This window comes from Streptomyces sp. Je 1-369 (genome assembly GCF_026810505.1).
Taxonomy (GTDB): Bacteria; Actinomycetota; Actinomycetes; order Streptomycetales; family Streptomycetaceae; genus Streptomyces.
This window is the reverse complement of the sequence record NZ_CP101750.1, coordinates 1,811,370-1,823,198: the sequence shown is the minus strand read 5'-3', so window position 1 is coordinate 1,823,198 and position 11,829 is coordinate 1,811,370. Positions and strand designations below refer to the sequence as shown.

Genomic DNA, 11,829 nt, shown 5'->3' with positions numbered 1-11,829 from the left:
TCGCATGACCAGTACGGTTCCCGCGCTCAGCACCCCAATGGCCGAAGGCTCCGCGCTGCAGGGTGTCCTGCTCGACATGGACGGCACCCTCGTGGACACCGAGGGCTTCTGGTGGGACACCGAGGTCGAGGTCTTCGCCTCCCTGGGCCACGCACTCGACGAGGCGTGGCGCGATGTCGTCGTGGGCGGCCCCATGACGCGCAGCGCCGGCTTCCTCATCGAGGCCACCGGCGCCGACGTCACCGTCGCCGAGCTCACCGTGCTGCTCAACGACGGCTTCGAGAACCGCATCAGCCGCTCCCTGCCGCTGATGCCGGGCGCCACACGGCTGCTCGCTGAACTCGCCGCGCACGGCGTGCCGATGGCCCTGGTCTCCGCCTCGCACCGCCGCATCATCGACCGCGTCCTCGACTCGATCGGCGCCCACCACTTCGAACTCACCGTCGCCGGCGACGAGGTGGCCCGCACCAAGCCCCACCCCGACCCCTACCTCCTCGCGGCCCGTGGCCTCGGCGCGGACCCCGCGAGATGCGCCGTCATCGAGGACACCGCGACCGGCGTCGCCTCCGCGGAGGCCGCAGGGTGCCGCGTGGTGGCCGTGCCATCGGTCGCCCCCATCCCCGCCGTCGCGGGCCGCACCGTCGTCCCGTCCCTCGAACACGTCAACCTGCCTTTCCTGCAAGGCCTGATGACCCTCTGACAGCTCCGCGGGATCCCGGACCAACCCTGTTTCGGGGTGTGACGTTTCCCACCCCGATGAAGGTCGACAGTGGGGGCCGTGTGTGCTGTGGGCTGCCGCAGGGTCCGGTGTGACGTGACGTTGTGTCCCGATTGATGGGAGCGTGCACGAAACCTTCCGGTGTCGGGTTATCAGTGTGTCCACGCCCGGTTTCGCAGCGTGATGGAAAGCGGGTTCATGCGCCCTCCGACGCTCATCTGGTGCGGACTAATCTCGTCGCGAGAACATCGCCCCACCCCCCGTGCCCCACCAACCCACACCCCGCGTTGCGGGATTCACGGGATTCAAGAGCTCTGGAGAACGTCGAGCATGAACCGCAAGACTTTGGTGCTGCCGGCAGTCATAGGTCTGCTCGCCCCCGCGCTCGCCGCGTGCGGCGGCTCGGACGGCGGCGACGGCGACAAGCCGATCGCGGTCGGCACCACGGACACGTTCGCCATCTCGAAGGAAGTCCCAGCCCCCTTCGACCCGGCGTACGCCTACGACGCGGGCTCCTGGAACGTCCTGCGCCAGACCGTGCAGACACTGATGGGCATGCCACGCGGCGGCGGCGACCCCCAGCCCGAGGCAGCCGAGCAGTGCGGCTTCACCGACACCGGCAACGAGCGGTACGCCTGCACCCTGCGCAAGGGGCTGAAGTTCTCGGACGGCAAGCCGCTGACGGCCGCCGATGTGAAGTTCTCCATCGAGCGCGTCCGCGACATCAAGATCAAGGACCCCAGCGGCTCCGACGGCCTGGTCTCCAACGTCGACGAGATCGAGGTCCAGGGCGACCGCGACATCGTCTTCCACCTCAAGACCCCCGACGCGACGTTCCCCTTCAAGCTGGCGACGCCCACCGCGGGCATCATCAGCAAGGAGCACTACAGCAAGAACAAGCTCCGCGACGGCTTCGAGGTCGACGGCTCGGGCCCCTACATCGCCGAGCAGGACGTCAAGGACAACCGCCTGGTCAAGACGGTGTTCACCAAGAACCCCCACTACAAGGGCGGGTTCAAGATGCAGAGCGACAAGGTGGAGCTCCGCAACTACGCCGACACCGACGCCATGGGCAAGGCGCTCGACGACGGCGACATCGACCTGATGACGCGCACCATGTCGCCCGAGCAGGTCAAGGAACTCGACGCCTCCACGGACAAGAAGATCGACCTGGTCGACATGCAGGGCCTGGAGATCCGCTACCTCGCCTTCAACACCGACGCCCCCGTCGCCAAGAACAAGGCCGTGCGCCAGGCCATGGCACAGCTCGTCGACCGCGGCGCGCTGGCCTCCTCGGTGTACGGCTCGACGGCCGACCCCCTGTACTCGCTGGTGCCCTCCACCATCACCGGACACGCCAACTCGTTCTTCAACAAGTACGGCGACCCGAGCACGGCCAAGGCCCGCAACCTGCTCAACAAGGCCAACATCACCACCCCGGTGAAGATGACCCTGCACTACACCACCGACCACTACGGCCCCGGCACCAAGAAGGAGTTCGAGCTGCTCCAGAAGCAGCTGAACGACTCCGGCCTGTTCGACGTGTCGGTCAAGGGCGTGCCGTGGAACACCTTCCGCGCCGCCGAACGCGACGGCAAGTACGCGGCGTACGGCATGGGCTGGTTCCCCGACTTCCCCGACGCCGACAACTTCCTCGCGCCGTTCCTCGACAAGGACAACTTCCTCGGCTCGCCGTACGTCAACGACACGATCAACGACCAGCTGATCCCGACCTCCCGCCGAGAGGCCGACCGGCTCGCCGCCTCCAAGAGCATCCGCAAGATCCAGGACATCGTCGCCGACGACGTCCCGGTGCTCCCGCTCTGGCAGGGCAAGCAGTACATCGCCGCGCGCGACGACATCACCGGCATCCAGTGGGCCCTCAACTCCTCCTCGAACCTCCAGCTGTGGGAGCTCGGCCGCGGCGTCAGCGGCTGACCCCCGCACCCCGAGGGCACCTCAAGTTCCAACGAACGACCACACCAACAAAGGCACGTACGTGAAATGTCGTAACCAGTGGCTGGCCCTTCCCCTCACGGGAGGGCTGGCCGCCGCCCTGCTGACCGGCTGCGGCACGGAATCGGGCGGCGCGGGGGACACGGGCGACGCGGTAGTGATGGGGATGTCCGACGACATCCTCGCCACCGACCCCGCGTCCGGCTACGACCCCGGCTCCTGGCTCCTGTTCAACAACGTCTTCCAGTCGCTCCTGAGCTTCCCCAAGGGCGCCACCGAGCCCGAGCCGGAGGCCGCCGAGGAGTGCGGCTTCACCGACACGGAAGCCAAGGTCTTCAAGTGCGAGCTGCGTGACGGACTGAAGTTCAGCAACGGCAACGCGCTCACCTCGAAGGACGTCAAGTTCTCCTTCGACCGCATGCGGAAGATCAACGACGACGCCGGCCCCGCGCTGATGTTCCCGATGCTCGACCAGGTACAGACACCCGACGCCAAGACCGTCGTCTTCAAACTGAAGTACTCCGACGCGACCTTCCCCAGCAAGATCGCCTCGGGCGCGGGCTCGATCGTCGACCACACCGAGTACGACATGAACCGGCTCCGCAAGGACGGCAAGGCCGTCGGCTCCGGACCGTACGAGCTGGACTCCTTCAGCAAGGAGCAGGCGACCTTCTCCGTCAACTCCGACTACAAGGGCACCGCCAAGACGAAGAACGACGGCATCGCCCTCAAATTCTTCCGCGGCGACCAGCAGGGCCTCAAGCAGGCACTCCTGGACGGCAAGATCGACCTGGCCTACCGAGGCCTCGCCCCCGCCGACATCGCCGACATCGAGCAGGACACCTCCAAGGACGGCCAGGACGTCGACATCGTCGAGGGCACCAGCGCCGAGGTACAGCACCTGGTCTTCAACATGAAGGACCCGGTCGCGGGCAAGCTCGGCGTCCGCAAGGCCATGGCCTACCTCCTGGACCGCGACGCCCTCGTCAAGGACGTCTACCAGGACACCGCCACCCCGCTGTACTCGATCGTCCCCGCCGGCATCGGCGGCCACAACACCGCCTTCTTCGACACCTATGGCGCCCGCCCGCAGCGCGCCAAGGCCGCCGCCGCACTCCGCGCCGACGGCATCGAGGGCAAGGCCAAGCTCACCCTCTGGTCGACGCCCACCCGCTACGGCCCGGCCACCGACCAGGAGCTGCGCGCCATCGCCAAGCAGCTCAACGCCTCCGGCCTCTTCGACGCCGACGTGAAGTCCGTCGCCTTCGAGCAGTACGAGAAGGACATCGAAGCCGGCAAGTACGGCGTCTACGTCAAGGGCTGGGTCCCCGACTACCCCGACGCCGACAACTTCACCCAGCCGTTCTTCGGCAAGGGCAACGTCCTCGGCAACCACTTCGAGAACAGCACCATCACCTCGAAGATCATCCCGAACACCGCGACCGAGAGCGACCGCACCAGGACCAGCAAGGAGTACGGCCGCCTCCAGGACATCGTGGCCGAACAGCTGCCCGTCCTGCCCGTGTGGCAGGCCAAGCAGTACGCCGTCGTCCGCGACAGCGTCTACGGCCTGGAGTCCTGCCTCGACGCCTCCACCGTCTTCCGCTTCTGGGAGATCAGCAAGGGCTGACCCCCTGATCCACGGCGAAGGGCGGCCACCCCCTCGGGGGACGGCCGCCCTTCCTCGTTCACACCCCGGACGGCGTCACTGCGCCCCGGGACGCACCAGCCCGCTCTCGTACGCGTACACAGCCGCCTGCACCCGGTCACGCAGACCCAGCTTCGTCAGCACGTGACCCACATGCGTCTTCACCGTCGTCTCGCTCACGAACAGGTCCGCCGCGATCTCCGCGTTCGACAGACCGCGAGCCACCAGCTTCAGCACCTCGACCTCACGATCGGTCAGCGTGTGCAACGTGTCCGGCACCGGCTCGTCACCCGACGGCAGATGCGCCGAGTACTTGTCCAGGAGACGGCGCGTGATGCTCGGCGCGAGCATCGCCTCACCCGCCGCGACCACCCGGATCGCCTGCACCAGCTCGTTCGCCGGAGCGTCCTTCAGCAGGAAGCCACTGGCACCCGCCCGCAACGCCTCCACTACGTACTCATCGAGATCGAACGTGGTCAGCACCAGCACCTTCGCCGGACCGTCCCGGCCGGGACCGGTGATCTGCCGCGTCGCCTCCACCCCGTCCATCCGCGGCATACGGATGTCCATGAGCACCACATCGGGCTGCAACGCCCGCACCTGATCCTGAGCCTGCAGGCCGTCTCCGGCCTCGCCGACGACCGCGATGTCCTGCTCGGCCTCCAGAATCATCCGGAACCCGGTGCGCAACAGCGGCTGGTCATCGACCAGTAGGACGCGGATGGCCACGTGTCTCTCCTTCAGCTAGCCCGCGCCCATTCTGCCCTGCTCACCCTCCGCCGACTCGGGCGCCCTCACAGGAAGCGGATACGGCGGGGGAGTCCCACCGAATTCAGGACAGACCGCCCGGTGATCGCACCAACCGCACAATTTCGTCGGCCGCGGCCGCCAGTTCCCCGTCTCCGTCGCCAGCTCGATCGCCTCCCACAGCGCGAGCAGCTTCCGTTCCACCCGCTCCAGGTCCGCCACCACCGGGTCGTACGTGATCACATCACCACTCCCCAGATAGACGAGCTGCAGACGGCGCGGCACCACACCCCTCAGCCGCCACACCACCAACGCGTAGAACTTCATCTGGAACAGCGCACCCTCCGCGTACTCAGGACGCGGAGCCTTGCCCGTCTTGTAGTCCACGATGCGGACATCGCCCGACGGTGCCACGTCCACCCGGTCGATGATCCCCCGCAGCCGCAAACCCGACGCCAGCTCGGCCTGCACGAACAGCTCCCGCTCGGCAGGCTCCAGCCGCGTCGGATCCTCCAGCGTGAACCAGCGCTCCACCAGCTTCTCCGCGTCCGACAGCCAGCGCGCCATCCGCTCGCCCTCCGGATCGTCCGCGAACAGCTCCGACAGCTCCGGCTTCGACTCCCGCAGACGGTCCCACTGCCCCGGAATGAGCGACTTGGCCCGCGGCGCGGTCCGCTCACCCGCCGGGGCGTCGAAGAGCCGCTCCAGCACCGCATGCACCAAAGTGCCCCGCGTCGCCGCCTCACTCGGCTTCTCGGGCAGCTTGTCGATCACCCGGAACCGGTACAGCAACGGACACTGCATGAAATCGCCCGCACGCGAGGGCGACAAGGACGCCGGGCGCACGGCCGCCACGGCGTCGTCGGAGCTGGTTTCCATAGGGACAGACCCTACGACCCGCCACTGACAACAGCCGCATACCATCGACGACAGACCCTCTCGCCCTGCATGATCGTGCGGGTAACCACGCCATACCGGGGCGAGGGACGCTTCGAACGAGGGGACATCGTGGACGAAAGCGGCGGGAGCGGCAGGCCGCAGTCCGACGGCACGGAGGGCCTGCGGCCGACGGAGCCACACGGCCCGCACCACACGCCCGGCTCCCAGGAGCCGACGCGGCCGGTCGACACGGCCGAGGGACCCGAGCGCCCGGCCGACGAGCCCCGGCGCCCGGCCGACGCGCCGACGCGTCCGGCCGAGCCGCCGAAGGACGAGAACCGCACCTCCCTCACCAAGACACCACGCACCGAACCCCCGCGCACCGAAACACCGCGCACCGAACCCCCGCGCACCGACACGAGGGAAGAACACCCCGCCGAAGACCGGCGCCCCCGCGCCGCACACTCCGGACGCCCCGGCAAGGGCACCCCCGTACCGCCCAAGGCGCAGAAAGGCCCCGGCGGCGGCCTCCTCATGGGCAAACCCTTCGGCGTACCCGTCTACGTAGCCCCCAGCTGGTTCCTCGTCGCCGCCCTCATCACCTGGGTCTTCGGCAACCAGCTCGACCGCGTCCTGCCCGAGCTCGGCGGCGCCCGCTACCTCGTCTCCCTCTTCTTCGCCGTCGCCTTCTACGCCTCCGTACTCGTCCACGAACTCGCCCACACCGTCGCGGCCCTCCGCTTCAAACTCCCCGTACGCCGCATCCAGCTCCAGTTCTTCGGCGGCGTCTCCGAGATCGAGAAGGAGTCCGAGACCCCCGGCCGCGAATTCGTCCTCGCCTTCGTCGGCCCCCTCCTCTCCCTCGTCCTCGCCGGCGTCTTCTACGCGGGGATGCAGGCCGTCGACGCGGGCACCGTCCCCGGCGTCCTCCTCGCCGGCCTGATGATCTCCAACCTCATCGTCGCCGCCTTCAACCTCCTGCCCGGCCTGCCCCTCGACGGCGGCCGCATGCTCCGCGCCGTCGTCTGGAAGATCACCGGCAAACCCATGAGCGGCACCGTCGCCGCCGCCTGGGTCGGCCGCGCCCTCGCCATCTCCGTCCTCATCGGCCTGCCCCTCCTCAACCAGTCCGGCGCCCTCGGCGGCGAAGCCCAGGACATCGGCGGCATGGACACCGTCACCGACGCCCTGCTCGCCGCGATCCTCGCCGCGATCATCTGGACCGGCGCCGGAAACAGCCTCCGCATGGCCCGCCTGCGCGAACACCTCCCCGAACTCCGCGCCCGCACCCTGACCCGCCGCGCCGTCCCCGTCGAAAGCGAAACACCCCTCTCCGAAGCACTGCGCCGCGCCAACGACGCGGGCGCCCGCGCCCTCGTCGTCGTCGACACCGACGGCGACCCCACGGCCCTCGTCCGCGAAGCGGCCATCGTCTCCGTACCCCAGCACCGCCGCCCCTGGGTCGGCGTAGGCGGCCTCGCCCAGGACCTCACCGAAGGCATGCGCATCTCCGCCGAACTCGCCGGCGAAGAACTCCTCGACACCCTCCGCGCCACACCCGCCACCGAATATCTCGTCGTCGAGGAGTCCGGCGAGATCTACGGAGTCCTCTCCGCCGCCGACGTCGAGCGCGCCTTCGTCAAGGCCATGGCCCGCCCCACCTAGGACAGACCTCAGTGGTCGGCGGCCCGCGCGGGGGCCGGTAGGCTGGTCACATGTCCGAACCGACCGGTGCCGCCCGCCGTCGCGGGCCCTTCAAGGTCGGGGACCAGGTCCAGCTCACCGACCCCAAGGGACGCCACTACACGTTCACGCTCGAGGCCGGGAAGAACTTCCACACCCACAAGGGTTCCTTCCCCCACGACGAGCTGATCGGCGCTCCCGAGGGCAGTGTTGTCCGAACCACGGGAAACGTCGCCTACCTGGCGCTGCGACCCCTGCTCCCCGACTACGTCCTGTCCATGCCCCGCGGCGCCGCCGTGGTCTACCCCAAGGACGCAGGGCAGATCCTGGCCTTCGCCGACATCTTCCCCGGCGCACGCGTCGTCGAAGCGGGCGTGGGCTCCGGCTCGCTGAGCAGCTTCCTGCTCCGCGCCATCGGCGACCAGGGCATGCTGCACTCCTACGAGCGCCGCGAGGACTTCGCCGAGATCGCCCAGCAGAACGTCGAGCGCTACTTCGGGGGACCCCACCCCGCCTGGCAGCTCACCGTCGGCGACCTCCAGGACAACCTCAGCGACACCGAGGTCGACCGGGTCATCCTCGACATGCTCGCCCCCTGGGAATGCCTCGAAGCCGTCTCCAAGGCACTCGTCCCCGGCGGCATCCTCTGCTGCTACGTCGCGACCACCACCCAGCTCGCACGGACCGTCGAGTCCATCCGCGAGATCGGCGGCTTCAACGAGCCGACCGCCTGGGAATCGATGATCCGCAACTGGCACATCGAAGGCCTCGCCGTCCGCCCCGACCACCGCATGATCGGGCACACCGGCTTCCTCCTCACCGCCCGCCGCCTCGCGGACGGCGTCGAGCCGCCCATGCGCCGCCGCCGCCCCGCCAAGGGTGCCTACGGCGAGGACTACTCAGGACCGAACGCCGACGGCGGCTCCCCGCGCTGACCCGCGCGGCACGCCCCGTCCAATGAGCAGGCGCCGCCGCCGAGTTCCCTGACCGACCAGGGAACTCGGCGGCGGCGCCGTTTCGTTGACAGCACACCAGCCCGTACCGAAAGAACCGCGAGAACCACCGGACCCCGGTGTTCCACCTCACTGTGACGTATGGCACGATGCTGGCCACCTCCCCGCCGGCACAGCCCCCACAGGAGACGCCTCCCCGTGCAGCACCCCGCGGTCCCGGAACTGGCACACACCACCACCCGCCCCATCCACTGGCTGGCCACCGCGGCCGCACTCGCCGCCGTCGTCGCGGGCTCCGCCGTCCTGCAGCCCGACGCCGCCACCGCGGCCCAGACCGGCCCCCAGACGCACCCCAGGGCCACCGCGGGCGCACCCGCCCCGGCCCCCGACCCCGCCGCCGTCGACTTCCCGATCGCCTGCGGCCCCGTCGAAGCCGTGGTGAAGAAGAAGACCTCCGGCGACCTCGACGGCGACGGCAAACCCGAAACCGTCGCCGTCGTCCACTGCGAAGCCGGCTCGGGCACCCCGCCCGACGGGATCTACGTCATCACCGCGCCCCGGCCCGGAAAACCCCGCGTCGTCGCCACCCTCGTCGACCCAAAGGACCGACAGAACGTGACCCGCATCGCCCTGCGCGACGGCGCCGTCACCGCCACCCTGCTCGGCTACTCCTCACCCGACGTGCCCCGCTGCTGCCCCGACCGCAAGGACAAGGCCAAGTGGCAGTGGAAGGACGGGACGTTCGAGCGGACCACCCCCGCCGAAGCACGCAGCGTATGAAACCGCCGCAGGGGTGAAATCAGGCCGCGTCGGGGCCGTACACCTCGACGCTGTCCGAAACACGGCGCACATGGATGCAGTCCCCAGGACACTCCTTGGCCGAATCCACGACATCATTGAGGAGCGTCAGCGGCACGGGCGTTGTGGCCCCCGGAGCCTGCAACAGCTCGTCGTCACCGCTCTTCACATACGCCAGACCATCGATGTCCAGCTCGAAGACCTCAGGCGCGTACTGCGCACAGATGCCGTCCCCGGTACAGAGGTCCTGGTCGATCCAGACCTCCAGATCGTGGCCCTCACTGCCGGTCTCGGCCTCGTGCCGCACGGTCATCTCTCCTGCCGGTCGCTGCGCCGAGCGACCCGACGATGCAGCAAGTCGGGCCAGCCCTGACGGGTGTTGAACACTTCGACGATACAACCGCCCGCTTTCCGATGTTGTTGGGTGGGTATCCCCCTGGTGTGAGGGAGAGCGCAAGGGTGAAGATCGGACACACCCCCACGGTCTTTGTGATCTAGGGGTTTCAATCGACACCCACCCAGGTAGGGTCAGGAAGCGTCCAGCTCCCCTTGGAGGAGGTGAGGACCGTGGCAGCCCACGACGACGACATCAACCGCGGCATCCGGCCGGGGCGAGGGTCTGAAGACCCTGCCGGCCAGGTTGCCTATCTCGAGCAGGAAATCGCCGTCCTGCGACGCAAGCTCGCCGACTCTCCGCGTCATACGAGGATTCTCGAAGAGCGGATCGTCGAGCTGCAGACCAACCTGGCCGGCGTGTCCGCACAGAACGAGCGGCTCGCCAACACGCTCCGCGAGGCCCGCGACCAGATCGTGGCCCTCAAAGAGGAAGTCGACCGGCTCGCACAGCCACCGGCCGGCTTCGGAGTCTTCCTCGTGGCGAACGAGGACGGCACGGCCGACATCTTCACCGGGGGCCGCAAGCTCCGGGTGAACGTCAGCCCGAGCGTGGAGCTCGAAGAGCTCAGGCGCGGCCAGGAAGTCATGCTCAACGAAGCGCTCAACGTGGTCGAGGCCATGGAGTACGAGAGCGTCGGCGACATCGTCACCCTCAAGGAAATCCTCGAGGACGGCGACCGAGCCCTGGTGGTGGGACACACCGACGAAGAACGAGTGGTCCGGCTCGCCGAACCCCTCCTCGACGTCACCATCCGCCCGGGCGACGCCCTCCTTCTCGAACCCCGCTCCGGCTACGTCTACGAAGTCGTGCCCAAGAGCGAGGTCGAAGAACTCGTCCTCGAAGAAGTCCCCGACATCAGCTACGAAAAGATCGGCGGCCTCGGCGGCCAGATCGAAATGATCCGGGACGCCGTCGAACTTCCGTACCTCTACCCCGACCTCTTCAAGGAGCACGAACTGCGGCCACCCAAGGGTGTGCTGCTGTACGGGCCCCCCGGCTGCGGCAAGACACTGATCGCGAAGGCCGTCGCCAACTCACTCGCCAAGAAGGTCGCCGAGGTGACCGGCCAGCCCGCGGGGAAGAGCTTCTTCCTCAACATCAAGGGCCCCGAGCTCCTCAACAAGTACGTCGGCGAGACCGAGCGCCACATCCGCCTGGTCTTCCAGCGTGCCCGAGAGAAGGCGAGCGAGGGCACCCCCGTCATCGTCTTCTTCGACGAGATGGAATCCCTCTTCCGCACCCGCGGATCCGGCGTCAGCTCGGACGTGGAGAACACCATCGTCCCCCAGCTGCTCGCCGAGATCGACGGCGTGGAAGGCCTGGAGAACGTCATCGTCATCGGCGCCTCCAACCGCGAAGACATGATCGACCCCGCGATCCTTCGCCCCGGACGACTCGACGTCAAGATCAAGATCGAGCGCCCGGACGCCGAAGCGGCCAAGGACATCTTCGCCAAGTACCTCACCGAACGCCTCCCCCTGCACTCCGACGACCTCGCCGAGCACAGCGCCGACCGGCGCGCCACGGTGCACGGCATGATCCAGTCCGTCGTCGAGCAGATGTACGCGGAGTCCGAGGAGAACCGCTTCCTCGAGGTGACGTACGCCAACGGAGACAAGGAAGTCCTCTACTTCAAGGACTTCAATTCCGGCGCCATGATCGAAAACATCGTGGGCCGCGCCAAGAAGATGGCCATCAAGGCCTTCCTCGAAGCGAACCAGAAGGGCCTCCGGGTCGCTCACCTCCTCCAGGCTTGCATCGACGAGTTCAAGGAGAACGAGGACCTGCCCAACACCACCAACCCCGACGACTGGGCCAGGATCTCCGGAAAGAAGGGCGAACGGATCGTGTACATCCGTACCCTCGTCACCGGAAAGCAGGGCGCGGACACGGGACGCTCCATCGACACGGTGGCCAACACCGGTCAATACCTGTAGAACACAGGGCGGCTGCGGGTGTCCTTCACGGGTACCCGCAGCCGTCTGTTTTTCAATGACAGCAATGATCTCCCCACCAGCGCAAAGGCGTTCTAGGCTCTTCGGTACCGCCG

10 protein-coding genes are annotated in these 11,829 nt (G+C 68.1%); 7 read left to right on the top strand and 3 right to left on the bottom strand.

The features are described 5' to 3' along the window. Positions 1-4 precede the first annotated feature (4 nt). The 3 genes from NOO62_RS08290 to NOO62_RS08280 all read left to right on the top strand — a co-directional run bounded on the left by NOO62_RS08290 (position 5) and on the right by NOO62_RS08280 (position 4,304). Positions 5-700: an HAD family hydrolase gene (locus tag NOO62_RS08290; protein WP_268770250.1), complete on the top strand. Its 696-nt coding sequence runs from the start codon at positions 5-7 to the stop codon at positions 698-700. Between the two features lie 348 nt (positions 701-1,048). Continuing rightward, complete coding sequence (locus NOO62_RS08285) at positions 1,049-2,656, top strand: ABC transporter substrate-binding protein (protein WP_268770249.1); 1,608 nt, start codon at positions 1,049-1,051, stop codon at positions 2,654-2,656. A 61-nt stretch (positions 2,657-2,717) separates the two neighbouring features. After that, positions 2,718-4,304 (top strand): ABC transporter substrate-binding protein, encoded by a 1,587-nt coding sequence (locus NOO62_RS08280; RefSeq protein ID WP_268770248.1) that lies wholly within the window; start codon positions 2,718-2,720, stop codon positions 4,302-4,304. Positions 4,305-4,379: 75 nt separating this feature from the next. On the opposite strand, the gene NOO62_RS08275 is transcribed toward NOO62_RS08280, so the two are convergent. Both NOO62_RS08275 and NOO62_RS08270 read right to left on the bottom strand, forming a co-directional pair. Beyond that, positions 4,380-5,051 carry a response regulator gene (locus tag NOO62_RS08275; protein WP_150165899.1) on the bottom strand — a complete coding sequence of 224 codons (672 nt, stop codon included), beginning with the start codon at positions 5,049-5,051 and terminating at the stop codon, positions 4,380-4,382. 15 nt (positions 5,052-5,066) lie between these two features. Then, positions 5,067-5,948: a RecB family exonuclease gene (locus NOO62_RS08270; protein ID WP_268770247.1), complete on the bottom strand. Its 882-nt coding sequence runs from the start codon at positions 5,946-5,948 to the stop codon at positions 5,067-5,069. 129 nt (positions 5,949-6,077) lie between these two features. Between NOO62_RS08270 and NOO62_RS08265 the strand changes: the two genes are divergently transcribed. From NOO62_RS08265 to NOO62_RS08255, 3 genes are all read left to right on the top strand, one after another. Then, positions 6,078-7,613 carry a site-2 protease family protein gene (locus tag NOO62_RS08265; RefSeq protein WP_268770246.1) on the top strand — a complete coding sequence of 512 codons (1,536 nt, stop codon included), beginning with the start codon at positions 6,078-6,080 and terminating at the stop codon, positions 7,611-7,613. A 50-nt stretch (positions 7,614-7,663) separates the two neighbouring features. Continuing rightward, the gene (locus tag NOO62_RS08260; protein WP_055567236.1) at positions 7,664-8,566 is read left to right on the top strand and encodes a tRNA (adenine-N1)-methyltransferase; all 903 of its coding nucleotides are present in this window, start codon (positions 7,664-7,666) and stop codon (positions 8,564-8,566) included. Between the two features lie 216 nt (positions 8,567-8,782). Further along, positions 8,783-9,364 (top strand): hypothetical protein, encoded by a 582-nt coding sequence (locus tag NOO62_RS08255; RefSeq protein ID WP_268770245.1) that lies wholly within the window; start codon positions 8,783-8,785, stop codon positions 9,362-9,364. 19 nt (positions 9,365-9,383) lie between these two features. Here NOO62_RS08255 and NOO62_RS08250 read toward each other — a convergent pair whose 3' ends face one another. Then, a complete protein-coding gene (locus tag NOO62_RS08250; protein ID WP_268770244.1) occupies positions 9,384-9,695 on the bottom strand; it encodes a ferredoxin in 312 nt (103 codons plus the stop codon). Positions 9,696-9,949: 254 nt separating this feature from the next. Between NOO62_RS08250 and arc the strand changes: the two genes are divergently transcribed. Beyond that, positions 9,950-11,716 (top strand): proteasome ATPase, encoded by a 1,767-nt coding sequence (gene arc / locus NOO62_RS08245; protein WP_268770243.1) that lies wholly within the window; start codon positions 9,950-9,952, stop codon positions 11,714-11,716. The last annotated feature ends 113 nt before the right edge of the window (positions 11,717-11,829 follow it).